The following is a 21,651-nucleotide window of genomic DNA, read 5'->3' as shown; positions in this document are numbered from 1 at the left end:
GATAGTGTATCAATTAGACGCATCCGCATACTTTTATTTGCTAGCCGCCATTCCGGTGGTGGTCCTGCTATTTTTGTTGGTGCTTTTATGGAAGCGAAACACACAGCGAAAATTTGCAGATCCGGAATTGCTGCAAAAATTGAGTCCGAACAAATCAGTATTCAAATCGGTGTTGAAAGTACTTATGGTTTGTTTAGCCCTTGTTTGCCTTAGCTTTGCTTTGGTAAACCCTAAGATAGGCACCAAACTGGAAACAGTAAAACGAGAAGGGGTAGATGTGGTCTTTGCATTGGACGTTTCCAAAAGTATGTTGGCGGAGGACATTGCGCCCAACCGATTGGAAAAATCAAAACAATTGGTCACGCAGATCATCAATAGTTTAGCAGGCGATCGCATCGGGATCATCGGTTACGCCGGAAGCGCTTTTCCACAAGTGCCCATCACAACCGATTTCTCATCGGCAAAACTTTTCTTATCCTCCATGAATACCGATATGGTCTCTTCACTGGGAACTGCCATCAACGAAGCGATCCAAATGGCGCAGACCTACTATAATGATGAGGAACAGACCAATCGAGTGCTCTTTATAATTAGCGATGGCGAAGATCACGAAGGCAATGTGACCGGAATCGCGGAAGAAGCCGCAGCCATGGGGATTCGAATCTATACTATTGGCGTGGGAACCGTGGAAGGCGGTCCCATCCCAATCAAAAGAAACGGAACCTTACAGTATTATAAACGGGATGAGAATAACGAACAGGTGATTACCAGATTAGGCGAAGCAACCCTAAAGGAGATTGCTGCTGAGGCAGACGGAGCATATATTGACGGCAGCAACACGAAAGAAGTGGTTGACACAGTGACAGCTATTCTCAACGGAATGGACAAAAAAGAATTTGAAGCCAAGCAGTTCACTGATTTCAGAGACCAATTTCAGTGGTTTTTGGGAGGGGCATTATTTTTGCTTGTATTGGACATACTATTCCTAGAGCGTAAAACAGCATGGGTTCGAAAACTGAATTTATTCAATGAAAAGAAGTCCTAAAATAACAAGAACTATGTTTTTTTCTGAAAAAGCAGCTGCGCGTAGCCTGTTCTTTTTCTTCGGAATGTTTTTCATCACAGCGTACGGTGTAGCGCAAGAAGATAAAGAGCAGCAAAAGCTGATTCGAAAGTCACAGGAATACCTAAGCGAAGCTTCAGAAAATATGAATAACGATAATTTCCCAATGGCCGAAGCAGATTATCGCAAAGCGATCGCTCTAAATCCGGTGGACGAGACAGGGAAATACAACTTGGGCAATGCCTATTACAACAAAACCCTCAATGCCGAGGCTATGAACCGCTTCAAGCAAGCGGCATCGGCAGCAACGACCAAACCCGAAAAACACAAAGCGTTCCATAATTTGGGGAATACTTTTATGAACGCCAAACAATACAAGGAAGCGGTGGAAGCGTATAAAAATGCGCTGCGTAATAATCCTACCGATGATGAGACACGCTATAATTTGGCATTGGCAAAAAAGATGCTTGAGGAAGAACAAAAGAACGGAGGCGGGGATGACGATAACAAAGAAGAGAATAAGGAAGAGCAGGACCAAGAGAATAACGAAAATAAGGATGATCAAGGGAAGGATCAAGAAGGAGACGACAGCGACGATAAGAAGGAGCAGGACAAAGGGGACCAAGAAGACGAGAACATGGAAGGAGAGGATAAGGAGGACAAAGGAAAACCTGAACAACCTAAGGATGGCGAAGGAGAAAAGGAACAGCCAAAACAACAACAACCGGTGCCCGGTCAACTATCTCCTCAGCAAATTAAGAATTTGTTAGAAGCAATGAACAACGAGGAGAAAAAGGTTCAGGACAAGATCAATGCAACGAAACAAAAGGGAGCTAAAGTAAAATCGAATAAAGATTGGTAGTGGTCATGAGCAAGAAGTGTGTATACATATTCTTTTTACTATTGGGCTGCGGAATGCTTCAGGCGCAGGTCCAATTTGAGACCAAGGTAAGTAAGACACGCCTTGGAATCAATGAACGTCTTCGTGTGGATTTTGAGATGAATCAGGATGGGGATAATTTCAACCCGCCCGATTTTCAAGGGTTCCGAGTAGTAGGAGGTCCTAATCAGGCGATTAGCAATTCCTATATTAATGGAAAAAGAAGCTACTCTAAGACCTACTCGTATTTCTTGTCACCGCAATCCAAAGGAACCTTTACCATAGGGCAAGCCACGATAGAAATAGAAGGAGCGACCTATAAAACGACCCCGGTGCGGGTAGAAGTAACAAGCGCGGTAGAAGTACCGAAGGACGGTAATAACGCCGAATACGTAGCCAGTGAAAATGTCCATTTGGTCGCGGAGGTGAGTAATTCCAATCCCTATCTCAATGAAGCGATCACGGTAACATATAAGATGTATGTCTCTCACGACGTAAGCATCACTAGCAGTTGGCGGGAGATCGACACGCCTAAGTACGCCGATTTTTGGAGTCAGAATATCGATAATCAAGGGAATTTCAAGATTTATGAAGGGAAGTACGAAGGAAAGGATTATCGCTATGTTATTTTGCGAACAACCGTCCTATATCCTCAAAAAACTGGGAAACTCGATATCGAACCGCTAACATTAGACGTACCAATAGACGTACAAAGTAACAGGCGTGACCTTTTTGGACGTCGGTTGATGACACGTGTTAATAAGACCATCTCTGCCGGAAACCGAACGATTAACGTGAAGCCGTTGCCTCTTGAGGGACGCCCAGATACCTTTACCGGTGCCGTGGGTTCCTATAGCTTTGACGTGAGCACTAACAAAACGACTTTAGATGCTACCGAATCTTTGGAACTTACTGTAAAAGTTTCGGGAGAAGGAAATATCAAGTTGTTCGATTTTCCGGGCGTGAAACTTCCATCTGCCTTAGAAGTTTACGAGCCGGAACGTTCGGAAAACGTACGGACCACCGCTTCGGGCATGAGTGGTAGTATTAGTGAGATCTATACGGTCGTTCCGCAATTTAAAGGCAATTATCCCATTCGTCCTATTTCTTTTTCATATTTCGATCCGAAGACGCAGCGGTATACCACGCTTTCTTCCGAAGAGATCGTTCTGAATGTAGAAAATGGACCGCTCACTGCCGGTGGTGACACACCTTCTGAGGTGAACAATGGAAAAAAACCCGTGGTGCTTTCCAAAGAACAGTTTAAGTACATACAGCTGTCTACGAATTTGCAACCCATGAGCGAGCCTCCCTATTTTAAATCGTTGTTATTCTGGCTGCTGCTGGGAGGTCCCTTGTTGCTGATACCCATTTTTATACTAATAGGCAAACGGCGCAGTGCACGTTTGCAGGATGTAGAGGGGAATCGTCTGCGCAAAGCAGATCGTCTGGCTAAAAAATACCTGGCTGAAGCAAAAAGACACATGCAGGATAAAGCTGTCTTTTATGAAGCTATGGAACGTGCACTCCATAATTACTTAAAAGCAAAACTGAACATTGAGACTGCCGAGATGTCCAAAGACAGGATCGCAGAATTGCTAGAGGAACGAAATGTTTCAGGAGCAACCATTTCCAGCTTCAGGGAATTACTTACAAGTTGTGAGTTTGCACGCTATACTCCCGCTTCCAGTGGCACAATAAAGCAAGACTACAATAAGGCGGTGGAAACACTTTCAGAAATTGATAAACAAATTCAGTAAGGAGCGCACCCATGAAAAAGATTCTAATAATTTTTACGGCACTACTCTCAATCTCGGGCTTGACTCAAAACGATGCTTTGTTTGAACAAGGGAAAGAACTGTATAAGGCAGAGAAGTATCAAGACGCTGTGGATGCCTGGATGAAGATACTTGAGAGCGAGCAACATTCGGCGGCACTTTACTTTAACATTGCGAATGCACATTACAAGCTTAACAACATAGGTCCCAGTGTCTATTATTACGAGAAAGCACTTCAGTTAGACCCCAATGACAGTGATATTAAGAACAACCTCGCCTTTGCCGAAAATGCAAGGATCGATGTCATAGAGCCATTGCCTCAAACGCTTTTTAAGCGCTGGTACCAGCGTATTGCAGGAATTATGACCTTTGACGGGTGGGCCGTAACCGCTACCGTTTTTTCTACACTCTTTGTGCTGTTATTCCTTGGGTATTATTTTTCGGTTTCCGAGCGGAGAAAACGCATTCTCTTCACTGCCGCTATTATAAGTATTTGTGTGGCACTTGCAACTATGGTATTGGCCTTCAAGACGTACGATGATGCACAGCGATACCGCCCTGCCATTATTTTTGCTGAAGAAACCGAGGTGCGAAGTGAACCTACCATGGGAAGTGAAACGGCTTTCTTGCTTCATGAAGGAACAAAAGTAATGATCCGGGACCGGGAAGGTGAATGGTACCGAATCTCATTAGCCGACGGTAAAGATGGATGGATTCCCGCTTCCGAATTGAAGGAACTCTAAGTTTAGGCTTCAGGAAGCGATGCTTCTTCTTGCTCGGTCTCATACCGGTCTACTTCCCTTAAAATATGCGGAAGCACCATAGGCGCCAAGGATGCGATGGGTTCATATAAAACCGATTCTGCTTTGCGTTCTTCAGAGATCACATATCCGCTTAGACCGGATGATGCATTTACAAACATAAAGACAACGCTTAAAATAAAAGCATAGGCTATCGTGCTAAACACGCCTCCCAACAGTTTATTGATGATTCCCAGCATGGCAAAATCGGCTATTCTAGTAAGGAACTTGCCGGCAAGGGAGATCACAAAAACGATTAAAAGAAATGTTACGGCGAATGCAGCCAATTGTGTTGTTTGCGCCCCCCAATCAAACCATCGTGCGATATGCGCCGCAGCATAGTCTGAAAAATACAAAGCACCATACACCCCTGCTACAATACCAACCAGCGATGCCAACGCCACAAACAGCCCTTTTTTAAATCCGGAGTAGAATCCCATTATTAAAATGATTCCTAAAATGATGTCAACTACATTCATATAAAGTATTTCGGTTAAAGATACAAAAACTGTTTCGCAAGAAATGTATCTTTGCAGCTGCAAAGGAATGGTAGCAACAGCATCCATGAAAAATAGTATATGGCGCGAGATGAAAAATTAAAGGAACGTTGGGAAGGAGTCGTCTCACTGCTTAGCAACCGCTTTGCCGATGGACAACCGCTGGATCTGGACGCCGTTATTTATTTGGTAGGAGTCCAGGAATTAGGTCAACTGCACCGAAAATTCAAAAAGGACGAAAAGCTCAACCTTATGCACATCGCTATCTGCAGGCTTTTGGAACCTTTCGGATATTATGAATTCGACTATTTCGACGAGCAAGGGTGGCCGCATTACAAGATCGTGGAACAATTACCACCTCTTAAAGCGGGAGAACAAAGTGTGTTGATGAAGGAAGCCATCGTTCAGTATTTTTTAGAAAAGGAAGTCATTGAATAGAAAATAAGTAGTTTTGCGCTGTTGAAGTATACGCACGATCATGATTGAAACGATAAAAAAACACATTGCCGAAGTAGAAAAATTTTCGGCGGCCAAAAAGGAAGAAATAGAGACGTTCCGAATTAAATACTTAGGAAAGAAAGGATTGCTCAACGAATTCTTTGCTGAGTTCAAGAATGTCCCCAACGACCAGAAAAAGGAATTCGGGCAGGTGATCAACACCTTGAAAACGGCAGCTCAAGATAAAGTGAACGCACTCAAGGCGACTTTGGAAGCTTCGGAAGAGACCGTTGGCGCGTACGGCGACCTTTCACGTCCGGGAGAGCCAATTGCCTTGGGATCACGTCATCCCATTTCCATTGTTAAGAACAAGATCATCGATATTTTCTCGCGCATTGGTTTTAATGTTTCTGAAGGACCCGAGATCGAGGACGACTGGCATAATTTCACGGCCTTAAATCTTCCTGAGTACCATCCCGCCCGCGATATGCAGGACACTTTTTTTATCCAAACAAACCCCGATGTGTTGTTGCGAACGCATACTTCTTCGGTACAGGTACGCTATATGGAGAACAACAAACCACCCATTCGAACCATCTCTCCGGGTCGTGTGTATCGCAATGAAGCCATTTCGGCACGCTCACACTGTTTCTTTCACCAAGTGGAAGGATTGTATGTGGATAAAGGTGTTAGTTTCGCCGATTTAAAACAGACCTTACAGTATTTCACTACGGAAATGTTTGGCAAATCGAAGATACGTTTGCGACCTTCCTATTTTCCGTTTACCGAACCCAGTGCCGAAGTAGACGTCTACTGGGGATTGGAGACCGAAACCGATTATAAGATGACCAAAGGAACCGGTTGGTTGGAGATCATGGGCTGTGGCATGGTAGACCCGAACGTGCTTGAAAACTGTGGGATCAATTCGAAGGAGTATTCCGGTTTTGCCTTTGGAATGGGGATCGACCGCATTGCATTGCTGCTTCACCAAATTCCTGATATTCGTATGTTCAGCGAGAACGATATTCGTTTTCTAGACCAATTTAAAAGTGCCGACTAACACCTTCACAACGTATCGTCAATGAAAAAGGATATCGATTTTCACGTCGCACAAAAGGTACAAATCGTTGCCGTTAAAGAATGGGACAAGGATTTCTTGGCACAGAACTGGAACGTCTATCTGCTAAATCTACGCGAGGATACCATAGAGACGGTTCTCGTACTGTCTCGAGGGAATAGCAGCGATAGAAAGACCTCAACCCTGCGACACGGTCTTGGAGACATGACGGGAAACACGGCATCGAAAGTAGAATTGATTACCGATGAGGTCCTTGGCTTTACCAACGAATACCTGGTCACCTTCTTTGCAGAAGGCAAGTTGTTTGAACGCTCCTTTACATTTCAACCCAATACCATTTCCGAAGCAAACACGACCAAGATCCCGTTGCTTGACGAAGATGGGGTTATTGCTTCTTAGGTTAGTTTTTCGGTGAGTTTCTGAAACACATTTTTAGGATTCTTATGCTCATAAAGAATACCGTATACGGCATTGATAATTGGGGTCTTCGCTTTTTTCTTCCCTTTGAGTTGGTTGAGGTTGTACGCACTTTTTGTGGCGTAATAGCCTTCGGCTACCATGCTCATTTCCATTTGAGCGCTCTTCACCGTGTATCCTTTTCCAATCATATTTCCGAACATTCGGTTGCGGCTAAAGACCGAATAGCCCGTCACCAAAAGATCCCCTAAGTACGCCGAATCATTGATGTCACGTTTCATTTTATGCACCTTCTTTACATACCGCTTCATCTCCCGTATGGCATTGCTCATCAGTACACTTTGAAAATTATCGCCATAACCCAAACCGTGGGCGATCCCGGCGGCGATCGCATAGATATTCTTGAGCATTGCCGCATATTCGGTACCGATCACATCGTCGCTGGTAGCACATTTTATATAATCACTGCTTAGATATTGCGCCACAATCTTTGCCTTCTCCTCATCGGCCGAAGCGATGGTCAAATACGAAAGTCGTTCCAACGCAACCTCTTCGGCGTGGCAGGGCCCCGTGATCACGCCAATGTTATGGAACGGTACGTTGAGGTGGGTGTTGAAATGATCGCCTACGATCAAACTGGTCTCGGGGACGATCCCTTTTATGGCTGAAAAAACCACCTTGTCTTCCAGAGAAACCGTTAGTTTTTCCAGTTCGCTGTGTAAAAAGGCCGAAGGGATCACAAAAATAAGGTAGTCGGCATAGGCAACCATCTCATTGATATCATTGCTCAACCGAAGCTGCTTCAAATTGAACTCTACAGAACTGAGATAATTGGGATTGTGCTGTTGCTTTTTAATGTGTTCCAGCGCATAGACACTTCGCATGTACCAGCCAACTTCCGTAAGGTTCTCACAGAGCATTTTCACGATGGCCGTGGCCCAGCTTCCGCCGCCAAAAACGGCAAATTTTGGTGTATTCGACATAGAGGGATTTTCAGTAATTCAAAAATAAGCAATAATAATGGATTGTATATGCCTGAAAAACAAGCAAATAGAATTTTGGCACAGCTTTTGGAATTCGCTTTAACGAATATTTAAATACAACGTTATGAAAAAACTTAAGATTGTACTCGGATTTATGATGCTGACCATCCTCTTTACATCGTGCTACACCGAAGTGATCGTAGAAGATCCTTATGTGGACGAAGTACCTTCCATAACGTTGGGCCAACTTGTTTCCTCTTATGAGTTATGGTATGTAGATATCGATAGAGCTACAGGGGGCAGCTATATTCCTTTTTTACAGAAAGCATTCACAGTATCCTTTCGAAACGGAACGCTCATGGCCAACAATAACTTAGTGGGTATTGGCGATCAAGGAAACGGATTTGGGATTCCTGTGGGGGATTACAATACCTTCGATTTTATTTTGGATATAGACCACGACTTGGACGGGTTCTATTCGTTTGATGTTACTCAATTGAGCAACAACGAGATCGAACTCTATTTTCCGCAACAGAATGTATCGTATGTATTGGTAGGGTATCAACGCAGTAACTTCGACTATAATGCATTATTCTATGATAACATTCATTATTTTCTGCAAGAATACGTGACGTGGGAGAAGACCTTCACCAGTGAGTACGGACAGCTTAACGAGTTCGACAATGAGAACTTTGTACAGTTCCTGCCCGGCGGCGGTGACGGAAACTTTAGAAGTTCGCAGGACCCCAGCGGAACGGATATAAACAACATTTACTGGGATTATACCGGTATCTATAATGTAGACGATGTGCCCAATGACCGTTACTTGAAATATTTAACATTGGATTATGATTATTTAGGCAATGAATACTTCGATCTGAACGTTATAGATGACAATACCATAGAACTGTTCCACGAGGCTTCGGGAACGCTGTATCGCTTTAGAGGCCGAGGGTATATTCAGTATAAAAATAAAGATGGGAAATTGCGAGAATCGAAGGCGACCATTGCCAAACAAATGAAGAAGATCAGCAAGTTCTAAAAGCACATTATTCCGCTACGGATTAAACAATTTTTTGGTTGGTTATTTAGTTGAGGCCACAGGCTGCGAGGCAGATCGCACGCAGCCTGCACGGCCAAAACCAACCCTGTGAAATTGAAACGTAATATTTGCCATGATTAATAAAAACCGCTCCACCGATAAGTACGGTGGGGCGGTTTTATTTATAAAAATTCATCTCATCCAAATAGGTCCAAACACTGTGCGGTAGCATGGGACGAATGTTCTTGCCGGCCTTGATGCCTTTGCGAATAAAGGTGGAGGAAAGCTCGATGATGGGCGCTGCAACCTTTGTAATGCGAGGGTGGTCTTCAAATGCTGTTGCAACGGTTCCTTCCGAAATCCTAGGATACACATACATCTTATGCCGCTCTAAGATAACCTCGTAGTTCTTCCATTTGTGGAATCCTTTTAGGTTGTCTTCTCCCATGATGAGACAAAATTGAGTCCCTGGAAATTTTTCTTCCAGATAGACCAGCGTATCCACGGTGTAATTGGGTTGCGGCAGGTCGAATTCGATGTTACTGGCTTTTAATTTCGGGTAGTCCTCAACAGCGATGCGCACCATGGCGAGTCGGTGGATATCATCCAGAAGCGTCTTCTTTTTTTTATGCGGATTGTGCGGCGTTACCACCAGCCATACCTCGTCAAGATCGCTAAATTCCACCATGTGATTGGCCAAAATAAGGTGCCCCACGTGAATAGGGTTGAACGTGCCAAAATACAAGCCGATGCGTTTTTCTGCGGTCATTCGTTTCCTTCGGAAGAAGGTGTTTTCTGAAGGAAATCGGCGACCAGATCGTGCGATTCCTTCAGTGCCTTCTTCAAATTGTTGTTTTCAATGATATAGTCGAATTGGGGTGCGGTAGCCAATTCTACCGAAGCTTTTGCAATGCGCATATTGATGCGCTCGTCGCTTTCGGTCTTTCGTTTTTTCAAACGGATCTTCAGCTCGTCGATACTTGGTGGCTTTACAAAGACAGCCAAGGTCTGCTCCGGAAACTTCTTTTTAATACGCAAACCACCTACTACATCAATATCAAAGATCACATTCTTTCCTTGTGCCCAGATACGTTCTACCTCACTTTTCAGTGTTCCGTAGAAATTATCACGATACACTTCTTCCCATTCCAAGAAATCTCCGTTCTTAATGTGTTGTTTGAAATCCTTCAGACTTATAAAATAATAATCCTCGCCGTGCACCTCGTCTCCTCGTGGGTCCCGCGATGTCGCCGACACCGAAAAATCCAAATTAAGGTCCTCTTGTTTCAGCAAGTATTGCACGATGGTTGTCTTTCCACTCCCCGAAGGCGCCGAAAAGACAATTAATTTACCTCCTTTTTTCATTACAATACGTTGAGGGCTTGTTCCTTTATTTTCTCCAGTTCATCCTTCATTTGCACGACCAATTGCTGCATAGGAGCGTAATTCGCCTTAGAGCCTATGGTATTGATCTCGCGCCCTATTTCCTGCGAGATAAAGCCCAGTTTCTTTCCGTTGGAATCGTGCGAACGAATGGTTTCGGTAAAGTAATCCAGATGATTCTTCAATCGCACTTTTTCTTCGGTGATATCGTACTTCTCCAAATAATAGATAAGTTCCTGCTCAAAACGATTTTCGTCCACACCTTCTTTCAGCTCGCTTACCGCCTTCCGAAGTCGTTCCCGTACGTTTTCAATACGCTCTCCATCCATGGCGATGATCGCCTCCAACAAGACCGAAATATTCTCGATACGTTGGATAAAATCTTTTTCCAACGCACGTCCTTCGTCACTTCGGTATGCGTTAATTCCAACCAACGCTTCATCGATAGCTTGAAGGATCGACTTATATTCTTCTTCGTCGATCTCATCCCGCTCGGTTTTAAGGGCATCGGGCATGCGAATGGCCATTTTCAATAGTTCCACCGGATCACCGTCTACTATATGAGCCAATTGCTTGATGTACTGTTTTACCACGGTCTCGTTCACTTCGGTATTGGTAGCCTCTCCCGTAATTTCAATGAATAGATTAAAATCTACCTTGCCCCGTGTGAGGGCACTCGATAACGTGTTACGCATATCTAACTCCTTTTCTCGATAGGATGAAGGAACCCGTACATTGAGGTCGAGGTTTTTGCTGTTCAACGATTTTATTTCAACCGTAATTTTTTTTGAAGGCAACTGGATTACAGATTTGCCGTAGCCGGTCATGGACTGGATCATAAAGTGTGTTTAAAGCTGCAAAGGTAATAATTTTAGGTGGGCGGTATAGGACTTCCAGCACTTAATGAGCACAGCGATTCAATTCCCCGCAAGAAATTGTAAGGCTCTCTTTTCACTGTAATACGTGTCATTGGTTTGGTGAAACCCCACATGTCCGCCATGTTCGGGGGTTTCCAGATAGATGTTACTGCTGTTGGAAGCAATTGCTTTTGGGTAGCAGTCCGGAGAAAGGAAGGTGTCGTTTTTAGCGTTGAGTATCAGAACAGGAAGCGATATCTTCGGAAGGAATTGCAGGCTGCTATTCTGCCGGTAGTAATCTTGGGCATCTTCAAAACCGTGAGCGGGAGCGGTGTATAGGTTGTCAAAATCGAGTAACGAACGGATCTTCTTAAGTTCTGAAACGGTCATCTTTTCCGGGAATTGAAGCATTTTAGCTTTGTACTTTTTTTTCAGATTATAGAGAAAGGAAGTTCGGTAGACCCAGTTGTAGAATCGGCTAAGGGATTCCAGAGATCCTTCTAGGCTTAAGGGCGTGGAAATGGCCACGCCTTTTCTTACTTGCTTCGGAAGGATTTCGCGTTCCCCCAAATATTTCAGCAAGAGATTTCCTCCCAAACTGAAACCGATAAGAGTGATCTCATGGTAGCGGTCTAATTCCAATATATGCTGTAGAACTGTATGAAGGTCTTGAGTGGTGCCAGCATTGTAGGAAGGATACAAGAGATTGGGAGCGCCGCTGCATCCTCGATAGTTCATGGCGGCCACATCCCATTCATTCTCAACGAGCATTTGGGCCTGCCCTTTCATATACGTACGCTGGGCATTTCCCTCCAGACCGTGTAATAATACGGCAACCTTAGCTGAGGTTTCTTTGGCGTAAGACCAATCAATATCCAAAAAATCCCCATCCGGAAGCCCGATGCGCTCTCGTTCCTGAGCCAGCTTTGGAGATGGGCGAAGCTTTGCCGAATAGATGGTAGAAAAATGACCATTTCTGAATAGACGAGGAGCAATGTACGAACTCTTTACTAATGGCATGGAAAGCACTAATTTTAACAGAATCTAAACAAAAGAGAGCAGTCTAGAAGGCGAAAGTAGGTTAAATTTGCAAAAAAAAGAATGATGTATACAAAAGAGTTTGAAGTGCGATGGAGCGATGTAGATGCGAACAGACATTTACGTAACAGTGCCTATATTGATTTTATGAGTCATACCCGAATGAGTTTCTTTTTAGAAAAAGGCTTCGGGCAGGTCCAATTGGCAAAAATGAACCTGGGTCCTGTGGCGTTGCATGAACACATGTATTATTTTAAAGAAGTATTTCCCGGGAAACCTGTGCGCGTATCATTGCAGCTGAAAGGAATTTCTGAAGACGGAATGTTTTTCGAGTTCCTGCATAATTTCTATGATACAGACGGAAGAAATTTGGCACGATGTGAAATGTTAGGAGCCTGGATCGATCTTTCTACTCGAAAACTAACGCAATTGCCTGAAGATCTCTTCCATTTTTTGGAAGGGTTGGATCACACGCACGATTTTAGGATTCTCACTAAAGAGGACACAAGAAAATATGGGCAAACTCCTGTAGATTTAGCGTTGCAAGATAAATAATCGGCATTATACGGTCCGAGGCTTCCGAGTAGACAGGAACACTCCAATAAAGATCAAAACGGCGGCAAGTCCGCGTAAGGGCGTTAGTGTATCAGATCCCGCAAGTACGGCGATAAATGCCGCCAATAACGGTTGTAAATAGATAAAGGCCCCAATGGTGGACGGACTCAATTGTTTCAACGCATAGATGTTGAAGAGATAGGTAAGCACCGTGGTACCAATTACCACAAAGGCCAATCGCCAGATCGAACTCCAGCCTAGTTCTCCCCAGGCTACATTTGTGAATTCATGGATGCCAATGGGGAGATTCATAATTACTGCGAACAAAAAGAACAACTTCATAAGGGTGATGGAGCTATACTTGGCCACCAAAGGTTTTACCAAGATAAGATATACCGAATAGGAGGCGGCATTGACTATAAACAACATATTTCCTAACGGAATGTTGGGAGCATTGGGCTGCGTTTTGAGTCCGAAGAGTATCAGCAACAGGGCACCGCCCAGCCCCAGACCTATCCCAACAGATTTAAGCCAAGTAATACGTTCTTTAAGAAAGATAGCCGAAAGCACCAACAACAACACCGGAGCCAGGGTGATCACCACGGAACTGTTTATAGGCGTAGACAGGCTTAATCCTTTAAAGAACATGAGCATGTTAAGCACCATCCCAAAAAAAGCACAGGCCACGATGCGAAACCAATCCCGGCGATCGACCTTTTCAGAAGGAACAAAAAGACTAAGTGCCCAAAATACCAAGGCTGCACCCAAAACACGAAGCAGAATAAACCCAAAGGGCGCTATTACATCGGGCATTAACCCTTTGGCGATGGTATGGTTGGCACCATAGATGGCACTGGCAGCTGTTGCCGCAAGTAAAGCAAGTACGCGTTTGTTCATCAATGTGTATGTACCGATTTTTTTGCTGCCGCTACGGTCTTTTTACTGTTCCCGATAAAAATTTGATCGTTGTTGACCAAAATAGGCCGTTTTAAGAAGGTGTAGTGTTCGAGCAACAGGTTCTTAAAATCCTCTTCAAGCAAACGTTCCTCTTTTAGGTTTCGCTCTTTGTAAAGTCGCGCCCGTTTACTAAAAAGGTCTTCATAGCTGCCCGCAAGATTGTACAGTTCTTCTAATTCTTCTTCGGTGATGCCTTGTGTTTTGATATCCTGTTTAATGAACGACTGCGGGAGTTCCAATTCATCGAGAATGCGTTTGCAGGTGTCACAGGAAGAGAGGTAATAGATCTTTTTCATGACTTGATTTGTAAATAAGTTTCGACTTCTTTTCTTGGAATTAATAATTCAATAGGACCGGCAGCATAGCTCGCAATGTCATATTGGTTGTAGCGCAGGATTATGTATTGTTCGCTTACCCCAATATGTTCTGGTAGCGCAAAGGTATCTTCTTTAAACCAAAAGCCGGTTGCGTTTATATTTTCTGACGTTGGGATGTCGTTCGCTTCACGAAACTTCTTTTCGGCGAAGGTCGTAAACCCGTCGAGATCTGCGAAGAGTGCTTCGGTATGAATTTCTGCTCCGGTCAATGGGTCGATGTGCATATAAATCGTGCTTCCATACCCATGGGCGCCTCCGGTGAACAAATAGTGTTTCAATTCGAAAGAGAGCAGATGAGAAGACCGGAAGGTTTCTGTCACCGAAACATTCGCAAAATAGGCGGCTCCCATATCAGGAAATTCGGCGCTGTGAATGCGGTACATTTTAATAAATTGAGTAATGGCTTCGGAAATGGTCCCGGCCGTGGGAGCTTCTTCGGGATCACCCAGATGCAACGCATTGATCACAAACGATGCTATTTTATAATTGATTTTTTCTGAAACTTCCTCGTTTCCCGAAATGACCACGTAATTGACGGTCACTTCCGGGCAAAAGGCATCGGTACATACGGCCACATCGGCTTCAGTGAGATTTTTCGAACTAACAGTAAGCACGACCTCTTCGGCACAACTAATACCGATAAGAAAAAGCAGTAAGATGACCAAAGATTTGTTATTCATTCGTTAAAAATACTATAGATTTATTTATCATAACGGAATCATGTACTTTTGTTTTTCAAAATTGAAATTTATGAAGTTTAATACCAAAACAATTCACGGAGGGCAGGAGCACGACAAGGCGTACGGAGCGGTCATGCCCCCCATTTATCAAACAACCACATACGCACAGTCTACCCCGGGAGGACATAAGGGGTTCGAGTATTCAAGAACTCACAACCCAACGCGTTCGGCTTTGGAGCGAGCGTTCGCCAGTTTGGAGAATGGCAATCACGGACTTGCTTTTGGAAGTGGTTTGGCAGCCATCGATGCAGTGATGAAATTGTTACAGCCCGGTGACGAGGTGATCTCAACCAACGATTTGTATGGAGGGAGTTATCGCTTGTTCAAAAAAGTATACGAGAATTTTGGCATCAAGTTTCATTTTATAGGAATGGAGAATGCCGAGCATATTGCAGATTATGTGAATGAGAACACCAAACTCATATGGGTCGAAACACCGACCAATCCCATGATGAACATTATCGACATTCAAGCGGCAGCTTCGATCGCAAAAAAGAATAACCTTTTATTAGCGGTAGACAATACCTTTGCCACGCCCTACCTACAGCGTCCTTTGGACCTTGGAGCCGATATCGTGATGCACAGTGCCACAAAGTATCTTGGAGGACATAGTGATGTGGTGATGGGTGCTTTGGTAGTGCGTGATCAAGATTTGGCAGATCGATTGTACTTTATTCAAAATGCCAGCGGTGCCATTTGCGGCCCTCAAGATAGTTTCTTGATGTTGCGCGGAATAAAAACTTTGCATGTACGTATGCAGCGCCACTGTGAGAACGGTAAAAAAGTAGCCGAATACCTAAAGAACCATCCAAAGATCGAAAAAGTATATTGGCCCGGATTTGAGAGTCACCCCAATCACAAGATTGCAAAAGAACAGATGGACGATTTTGGCGGAATGATCTCTTTTGTGACCAAAGGGAATAATTATGACGAGGCGATACGCATTGTGGAGAATTTAAAAATCTTTACACTGGCCGAAAGTTTGGGCGGTGTGGAAAGCTTATGCGGACATCCGGCGAGTATGACCCATGCCAGTATTCCTAAGGAGGAACGCGAAAAAACCGGTGTTGTCGATTCACTCATTCGGTTGAGCGTAGGGATTGAGGATGCCGATGATCTTATTGATGATTTAAAACAAGCTATAGGATAAGGTCAAGAAACACCCTTATTTAAAAAAGCCCCGAAACTTCGGGGCTTTTTAATTATTTTTTTATTAATCTAAGTAATAGATATAGCCAATATTGAGCCAGTAGATCCAATCGTTCGCTTTGTTTTCCGGAACCTCTACCACTTGGTTATTCTCGAAAGAAGGGTTCAAGCCATCTACCCAGTTGGAAAAATAGTATTGCCAACGGCTGTCGAGCATTAGATCGCTCAAAGGGGTTAATTTATATCGAATCCCCACGCTCATAACTACAGACCACGTTGAGTCACTTTCTTGCTGAAAAGAGTTAAAATATTTTCTTGGAGTAGTAATGGGTGTATTAAGGGGCCCCAGTTCACTGTACACTTCGGGGTCGTAGTTTACCCAATGCACTCCAAAACTGGCAAAGGGTGCAATCTTATAACCTCCGGCCGCAAAATCACGAATACTCAATGGGAAGTACTCTAATTGAGACCCAATATCAAAAACAGTGGTAGAACCTTTCATAGCCCGAAGCTGATCGGCAGTGATACTTGTTTTGTCCGGATCTACCCATTTTCCCAGGTGTTCAAGATTGGTTTTGTGATAATCAATTTCATTTCGTAACTTAAAATGGTCATTGAAATAGGTGTCTCGGGTATAACAATTACAATCTGCCCGGTATGAAAAGTTTAGGTAGTGTATCAAACCAACACCAAAACCTATATTCCCAGAATTGGTTTCGAAGTCGTTACGTTCTCCAAAGTCGGAGTAGAAGGCCACGGGGCCTGTAATGATCCCAACCTCGTGGGAGAAGCCAAATTGGCTGTAAACTTCCTGCTTACAAAGCATCAAGAAGAAAAATACCAACAGCAATATTCTGGTATTCATTATGTTTTCGGTTTAGATTGAGACGTAACAAATATATAAAAACATCTGTAACAGAGAAATATTCTATTGTTTTTTAGTGTATTCGCAAAAAAAGCGTTCGCTTTTTTGCTATATACATTATATTTGTTCCCTAAATAACGGAAATCTCGAAGATTAAGTATATTGAGTGGAAAGAACGTGATATTCAAGGAATAACGAGGCTCCTTATTTTAAACGATATTTTATAAATAGTAACAAATACAAGCAGATGAAACAAAGCATTAAAGACTTCATTTCCTACGTAGAAAAGTCCAATCCCAACGAGCCTGAATTTATGCAGGCCGTTACCGAAGTAGCCGAAACTGTTATTCCGTTCATTGAAGAGAACGAACAATACCAAAATAAGATGTTGCTGGAACGCATGGTAGAGCCGGAGCGTACTATTATCTTCCGCGTACCATGGACCGATGACAACGGTGATATTCAAGTAAACCGCGGGTATCGTGTCGAGTTCAACTCGGCTATTGGACCGTACAAAGGAGGGTTGCGCTTTCACCCGTCGGTGAATCTAAGTATACTAAAATTCCTTGGCTTCGAGCAAACCTTCAAGAACAGCCTTACCACACTTCCCATGGGTGGTGGAAAAGGGGGATCGGACTTTAATCCAAAAGGGAAAAGCGACAATGAAGTAATGCGTTTTTGCCAAAGCTTTATGACCGAATTGGCCCGTCATATTGGTCCGAATACCGATGTTCCTGCAGGAGATATTGGCGTAGGAGCAAGAGAGATCGGGTACATGTTTGGACAATACAAGCGCCTTCGAAATGAATTTACCGGAGTACTTACCGGAAAAGGGATGTCATACGGGGGTTCTTTGATCCGTCCTGAAGCAACAGGATACGGGAATGTATATTTTGCTAAGAATATGCTAGAAACACGAGGCGAAAGCTTTAAAGGGAAGACTGTCGTGATCTCCGGTTCCGGAAACGTAGCACAATATGCTGCCGAAAAAGCCATGCAATTTGGAGGAAAGGTGGTGACATTTTCAGATTCTGCAGGATATATTTATGATGAAGAAGGAATCAATACCGAAAAATTGGCCTTTGTCATGGAACTGAAGAATGTGAAGCGTGGTCGTATTAGTGAATACGTAGATAAGTATCCTTCAGCAAAATACCACGAAGGCAAACGCCCTTGGGATGTAACTTGTGACATCGCATTGCCGTGTGCCACTCAAAACGAATTGAACGAAGCTGAAGCGAAGACGCTGGTCAAGAATGGTTGTATTTGTGTGGGCGAAGGGGCAAACATGCCTTGTACACCGGAAGCTATTGCAGTGTTTCAGGATGCGAAAATCTTGTTCTCTCCCGGAAAAGCATCAAACGCGGGAGGTGTTTCCACTAGTGGATTGGAAATGTCACAGAACTCTTTGCGATTAAATTGGACCGCCAAAGAAGTAGACGAACGTTTACACGCTATCATGAACGATATTCACGCTGCTTGTGTAAAATACGGAAAAGATGGTGATGGGTATGTAGACTATGTAAAAGGAGCTAACGTCGCCGGGTTTGTGAAAGTTGCCGACGCAATGCTTGCGCAAGGCGTTGTTTAAGGGACAGCAAAATTTTTAAAAAGAATTAATTCTCTTTCAACATACTCAAAAAAGGCTGTCTTTTTAGACAGCCTTTTTCATTCCAATCCTGCAATAAATAGTATTTTAGCATGTTATACTATCTGAAAAAACATTGCCATCTATGAAGTTTTTTGCTTTTCTCTTTCTCATTCTATTTTCCGCAGTATGCACAGCGCAAAATTTTGAAGATCAGTGGGAAGGATATTTTTCGTATGCTTCTGTGATTGGAATTTCACAAGGAAACGGTAAGATCTATGCCGCAGCAGAAAATTCTGTATTCCTCTATGATCTAGGCTCTCAGGAGCTGCAAACCATTTCTAGCGTCAACGGACTTTCTGCCGAAGCGATCTCAACGATCTATTACAGCGAGAGTTTTGGCGTTCTGGTAGTTGGGTATGAAACAGGTCTTATCGAAATTGTGATCGACGGAGAAGAGAATGTACTTTCGGTGGTAGATATTCTCGACAAGCAAACCATTCCGCCTAACAAGAAGCGGATCAATCATTTTAATGAACACGAAGGGAACCTCTACATTGCAGCCGATTTTGGCATATCGGTTTTCGACCTGAGCGCCTTGGAATTTGGAGACAGCTACTTCATTGGGCCGCTGGGAACCCAGATAGATATCAATCAAACTACGGTGGTGGATGATTTTATCTATGCTTCTTCATCGCAGGGAGGCGTGTTACGAGCTCTGGTTGACAATCCGGATCTTATCGATTATGAAGAATGGTCAACAGCTATTAGTGGTTTCCATCGCGGGGTACAAGGATTAGGTGACAAGGTATATACGCTTCGGAATGATAATGCTATACTGGAACTTTTTCCCGGTGGTGGTTTTGTAAATGTGGGGAGCTTCAATGAAACCGTGGTCGGTTTCTACACCGTAGAGAATCTTTTGACGATCACTACCGCCAATACGATTCAAACCTACGCACCTGGTTTTGTGCAACAGGCGTTTGTCAATACTGTCTCTGGATTCGAATATGAACTACAGTCAGGAATTGCAGTTGACAACAACTTTTATATGGGAACAACGGAAATTGGGATGCTCCAAGTGCCCTTTGGGACGAATAGTGCAGAACAAATATTGCCCAATGGCCCTCTCTTAAATCGGCCTTTTGCATTGGACGTCACACCCGGCCAAGTATGGGTCGTTTATGGAGATATTGATGTAAGCTACAATCCTTTTCCCAGAACTCGACGGGGTATTAGCAACCTACGGGAAGAAGAATGGACCAATATTCCCTATGAGGACTTGTCTGCTGCGGTGAATGGAGAGATCAATGACTTGGTTGAAGTGACCATCAACCCTACTAATACCGATGAAGCTTGGATATCATCGTTCGAGAGAGGACTGTTGAAAATAACAGGACTCGACGATTTTTTGCTTTACAATCAGAATAACAGCCCCTTAGCGGAAGTGTTTGTCCCTCCAAACAATGATAACGCCGGAATACGCATCTATGGTTCCGATTTTGACCGAAGCGGAAATCTGTGGACGCTACAGTCTTTCACAGATGACGCATTAATAAAAGTCTCCCCGGGAGGACAGTTTCAAATTATAGATGTCTCAACCATTGTCGACGGCGACAGTGAGGTAGGCTTTAGCGACCTTAAAATAAGCAGAGAAGGCTATGTGTTTTTCGGTGCATCAAAAACCGGATTGATAGGCTATAATCCGGCGAACGGACAGTTCAATAGCATTAGTGATGATGTAGGAAACGGAAACTTAGTGAGCACCGATATTCGTAGCCTTGCATTCGATAATCAGAATCGACTGTGGATAGGTTCCACACGGGGGCTTCGTGTTCTGTTCAGTGTTGGGAACTTTTTCAATGACGAGGCAAACAATGATGCACAACCCATTATCTTTTTGGAGGATGGCGTTCCGCAGGAACTTTTATTTCAGCAATCCATTACAGATATCGAAGTGGATGGCTCAAATAATAAATGGATCGCCACCAGTACTACCGGTGTATTCTATCTATCGGCGAATGGCCAAGAAACCTTGCTGCGCTTCACTAAAGATAACTCTCCCCTTCCTTCCAACGGGGTACAAGACATCGCTATCGATCCTGTGGACGGGACAGTATATTTCGCGACAACCAATGGGTTGGTTGCCTATAAAGGTACGTCTACGGCTCCTCGTGATACTCTGGAAGAGGTATACGTATTTCCAAATCCTGTGCGGCCCGGCTTTAATGGCAATGTTACCATCGACGGACTCACTGCACGCGCCAATGTGAAGATCACCGATATTGAAGGTAACTTGGTATATGAAGATACCAGTGAAGGAGGAAGCATTCAATGGGATACCACCGCTTTTGGTAAATATAAGGTCGCTTCGGGGGTCTACCTGGTATTGATCACAACCGACGACGCCTTGGAAACGAAAGTGTCGAAAATTATGATCATTCGCTAATGGTTCTCACTACACGCGCCATTGTACTTTCTTCTTTAAAATATTCTGAAGCCGACTTAATCGTAAGTTGTTTTACCGAGCAAAGCGGCCTAAAAAGTTACTTGCTTCGGGGGGTGCTAAAATCGAAGAAAGGCAAACTTAAAGCATCCCATTTTTTACCTTTAACACAGCTTGAACTGGTAGTTAGTCACAGAAACAAAGGATCCCTCGAGCGTATTCAAGAAGCCAAAGTTTCACAGCCTTATCGAACGTTACATACCCATGTGGTAAAGAGTGGGTTGGTCATGTTTCTTTCTGAAATTCTGCGCAACAGTATCCAAGAAGAGGAACCCAATAAAGAACTTTTTCAGTATCTGGAACAATCACTGCATTGGTTGGACCACCATGACAGTATTGCCAACTTCCATATTTTATTTTTAATAAAGTTAAGTGCCTATCTCGGGTTCTACCCGGATGCTTCAGCAATTGAATATCACTATTTTAATCTGGCTGAAGGTATTTTTCAAGAAAATCCGCTCGATCCGAATTCAGAAAAAGGCCCGCAAATACACACTTTTAAAGCCTTCTTCGGCATAGATTTTGATGCACTTCCGCAAATTAAATTAACCAAAAAAGAACGGGCTGATACACTGGATTTGGTATTACGGTATTACCAACTTCACATACAAGGCTACAAACAACCGCGGTCGCTTTTGGTCCTCAACCAACTCTATTGAA

At 43.7% G+C, this 21,651-nt stretch carries 23 protein-coding genes; 13 read left to right on the top strand and 10 right to left on the bottom strand.

Annotated elements, in window-relative coordinates; all coding sequences use genetic code 11:
• Positions 1 to 4: 4 nt before the first annotated feature.
• The 4 genes from AACZ11_RS05675 to AACZ11_RS05660 are packed head-to-tail and all read left to right on the top strand — an operon-like array spanning position 5 to position 4,464.
• Positions 5 to 1,045, top strand: coding sequence for a VWA domain-containing protein (locus tag AACZ11_RS05675; protein ID WP_290628854.1), 1,041 nt, complete (start codon positions 5 to 7; stop codon positions 1,043 to 1,045).
• Between the two features lie 13 nt (positions 1,046 to 1,058).
• Positions 1,059 to 1,925 (top strand): tetratricopeptide repeat protein, encoded by an 867-nt coding sequence (locus AACZ11_RS05670; RefSeq protein ID WP_290628855.1) that lies wholly within the window; start codon positions 1,059 to 1,061, stop codon positions 1,923 to 1,925.
• A 5-nt stretch (positions 1,926 to 1,930) separates the two neighbouring features.
• Positions 1,931 to 3,703: a BatD family protein gene (locus tag AACZ11_RS05665; RefSeq protein WP_290628856.1), complete on the top strand. Its 1,773-nt coding sequence runs from the start codon at positions 1,931 to 1,933 to the stop codon at positions 3,701 to 3,703.
• Between the two features lie 11 nt (positions 3,704 to 3,714).
• Positions 3,715 to 4,464 (top strand): tetratricopeptide repeat protein, encoded by a 750-nt coding sequence (locus AACZ11_RS05660; RefSeq protein WP_290628857.1) that lies wholly within the window; start codon positions 3,715 to 3,717, stop codon positions 4,462 to 4,464.
• Between the two features lie 2 nt (positions 4,465 to 4,466).
• On the opposite strand, the gene AACZ11_RS05655 is transcribed toward AACZ11_RS05660, so the two are convergent.
• Complete coding sequence (locus tag AACZ11_RS05655; protein WP_290628858.1) at positions 4,467 to 5,000, bottom strand: CvpA family protein; 534 nt, start codon at positions 4,998 to 5,000, stop codon at positions 4,467 to 4,469.
• Between the two features lie 99 nt (positions 5,001 to 5,099).
• Here AACZ11_RS05655 and AACZ11_RS05650 point away from each other — a divergent pair, with 99 nt between their 5' ends.
• The 3 genes from AACZ11_RS05650 to AACZ11_RS05640 are packed head-to-tail and all read left to right on the top strand — an operon-like array spanning position 5,100 to position 6,933.
• The gene (locus AACZ11_RS05650; protein ID WP_290628859.1) at positions 5,100 to 5,456 is read left to right on the top strand and encodes a hypothetical protein; all 357 of its coding nucleotides are present in this window, start codon (positions 5,100 to 5,102) and stop codon (positions 5,454 to 5,456) included.
• Positions 5,457 to 5,496: 40 nt separating this feature from the next.
• The gene (pheS, locus tag AACZ11_RS05645) at positions 5,497 to 6,516 is read left to right on the top strand and encodes a phenylalanine--tRNA ligase subunit alpha (protein WP_290628860.1); all 1,020 of its coding nucleotides are present in this window, start codon (positions 5,497 to 5,499) and stop codon (positions 6,514 to 6,516) included.
• A gap of 21 nt (positions 6,517 to 6,537) precedes the next feature.
• Positions 6,538 to 6,933 (top strand): hypothetical protein, encoded by a 396-nt coding sequence (locus AACZ11_RS05640; RefSeq protein WP_290628861.1) that lies wholly within the window; start codon positions 6,538 to 6,540, stop codon positions 6,931 to 6,933.
• Here AACZ11_RS05640 and AACZ11_RS05635 read toward each other — a convergent pair.
• A complete protein-coding gene (locus tag AACZ11_RS05635; protein ID WP_290628862.1) occupies positions 6,930 to 7,934 on the bottom strand; it encodes an NAD(P)H-dependent glycerol-3-phosphate dehydrogenase in 1,005 nt (334 codons plus the stop codon). The genes AACZ11_RS05640 and AACZ11_RS05635 overlap by 4 nt on opposite strands.
• Before the next feature lie 124 nt (positions 7,935 to 8,058).
• On the opposite strand from AACZ11_RS05635, the gene AACZ11_RS05630 reads away from it, so the two are divergent.
• Positions 8,059 to 8,976, top strand: a complete 918-nt coding sequence (locus AACZ11_RS05630; protein ID WP_290628863.1) for a nicotinic acid mononucleotide adenyltransferase — start codon at positions 8,059 to 8,061, stop codon at positions 8,974 to 8,976.
• Positions 8,977 to 9,154: 178 nt separating this feature from the next.
• Here AACZ11_RS05630 and nadD read toward each other — a convergent pair whose 3' ends face one another.
• The 4 genes from nadD to AACZ11_RS05610 all read right to left on the bottom strand — a co-directional run bounded on the left by nadD (position 9,155) and on the right by AACZ11_RS05610 (position 12,236).
• Complete coding sequence (gene nadD / locus AACZ11_RS05625) at positions 9,155 to 9,745, bottom strand: nicotinate (nicotinamide) nucleotide adenylyltransferase (protein ID WP_290628864.1); 591 nt, start codon at positions 9,743 to 9,745, stop codon at positions 9,155 to 9,157.
• The gene (gene gmk, locus AACZ11_RS05620; RefSeq protein ID WP_290628865.1) at positions 9,742 to 10,341 is read right to left on the bottom strand and encodes a guanylate kinase; all 600 of its coding nucleotides are present in this window, start codon (positions 10,339 to 10,341) and stop codon (positions 9,742 to 9,744) included. The genes nadD and gmk overlap by 4 nt, the downstream gene beginning before the upstream one ends.
• Positions 10,341 to 11,198: a YicC/YloC family endoribonuclease gene (locus AACZ11_RS05615; RefSeq protein WP_290628866.1), complete on the bottom strand. Its 858-nt coding sequence runs from the start codon at positions 11,196 to 11,198 to the stop codon at positions 10,341 to 10,343. Before AACZ11_RS05615 ends, gmk begins: the two co-directional genes overlap by 1 nt.
• A 78-nt stretch (positions 11,199 to 11,276) precedes the next feature.
• Entirely contained in the window at positions 11,277 to 12,236 is a 960-nt protein-coding gene (locus AACZ11_RS05610) for an alpha/beta fold hydrolase (protein WP_290628867.1), read from the bottom strand.
• Positions 12,237 to 12,320: 84 nt separating this feature from the next.
• Between AACZ11_RS05610 and AACZ11_RS05605 the strand changes: the two genes are divergently transcribed.
• Positions 12,321 to 12,809: a thioesterase family protein gene (locus tag AACZ11_RS05605; RefSeq protein WP_290628999.1), complete on the top strand. Its 489-nt coding sequence runs from the start codon at positions 12,321 to 12,323 to the stop codon at positions 12,807 to 12,809.
• Positions 12,810 to 12,815: 6 nt separating this feature from the next.
• On the opposite strand, the gene AACZ11_RS05600 is transcribed toward AACZ11_RS05605, so the two are convergent.
• The 3 genes from AACZ11_RS05600 to AACZ11_RS05590 are packed head-to-tail and all read right to left on the bottom strand — an operon-like array spanning position 12,816 to position 14,823.
• Positions 12,816 to 13,706 (bottom strand): DMT family transporter, encoded by an 891-nt coding sequence (locus AACZ11_RS05600; RefSeq protein ID WP_290628868.1) that lies wholly within the window; start codon positions 13,704 to 13,706, stop codon positions 12,816 to 12,818.
• Positions 13,706 to 14,062 carry an ArsC/Spx/MgsR family protein gene (locus AACZ11_RS05595; protein WP_290628869.1) on the bottom strand — a complete coding sequence of 119 codons (357 nt, stop codon included), beginning with the start codon at positions 14,060 to 14,062 and terminating at the stop codon, positions 13,706 to 13,708. Before AACZ11_RS05595 ends, AACZ11_RS05600 begins: the two co-directional genes overlap by 1 nt.
• Positions 14,059 to 14,823, bottom strand: a complete 765-nt coding sequence (locus AACZ11_RS05590) for a DUF3298 and DUF4163 domain-containing protein (RefSeq protein WP_290628870.1) — start codon at positions 14,821 to 14,823, stop codon at positions 14,059 to 14,061. The genes AACZ11_RS05595 and AACZ11_RS05590 overlap by 4 nt, the downstream gene beginning before the upstream one ends.
• 70 nt (positions 14,824 to 14,893) lie before the next feature.
• Here AACZ11_RS05590 and AACZ11_RS05585 point away from each other — a divergent pair, with 70 nt between their 5' ends.
• A complete protein-coding gene (locus AACZ11_RS05585; protein ID WP_290628871.1) occupies positions 14,894 to 16,033 on the top strand; it encodes a cystathionine gamma-synthase in 1,140 nt (379 codons plus the stop codon).
• Between the two features lie 63 nt (positions 16,034 to 16,096).
• Here AACZ11_RS05585 and AACZ11_RS05580 read toward each other — a convergent pair whose 3' ends face one another.
• Positions 16,097 to 16,897 (bottom strand): DUF6089 family protein, encoded by an 801-nt coding sequence (locus AACZ11_RS05580; protein ID WP_290628872.1) that lies wholly within the window; start codon positions 16,895 to 16,897, stop codon positions 16,097 to 16,099.
• 247 nt (positions 16,898 to 17,144) lie between these two features.
• On the opposite strand from AACZ11_RS05580, the gene gdhA reads away from it, so the two are divergent.
• From gdhA to recO, 3 genes are all read left to right on the top strand, one after another.
• Entirely contained in the window at positions 17,145 to 18,488 is a 1,344-nt protein-coding gene (gene gdhA / locus AACZ11_RS05575; protein WP_290628873.1) for an NADP-specific glutamate dehydrogenase, read from the top strand.
• A gap of 142 nt (positions 18,489 to 18,630) precedes the next feature.
• The gene (locus tag AACZ11_RS05570) at positions 18,631 to 20,934 is read left to right on the top strand and encodes a T9SS type A sorting domain-containing protein (RefSeq protein ID WP_290628874.1); all 2,304 of its coding nucleotides are present in this window, start codon (positions 18,631 to 18,633) and stop codon (positions 20,932 to 20,934) included.
• Positions 20,934 to 21,650, top strand: coding sequence for a DNA repair protein RecO (gene recO, locus AACZ11_RS05565; RefSeq protein ID WP_290628875.1), 717 nt, complete (start codon positions 20,934 to 20,936; stop codon positions 21,648 to 21,650). Before AACZ11_RS05570 ends, recO begins: the two co-directional genes overlap by 1 nt.
• Position 21,651: the final 1 nt, after the last annotated feature.

The organism is uncultured Altibacter sp., from assembly GCF_963972995.1.
Classification (GTDB): Bacteria; Bacteroidota; Bacteroidia; order Flavobacteriales; family Flavobacteriaceae; genus Altibacter.
Note: the sequence above shows the minus strand (reverse complement) of the source record. Positions and strands in the feature narration are given on the sequence as shown.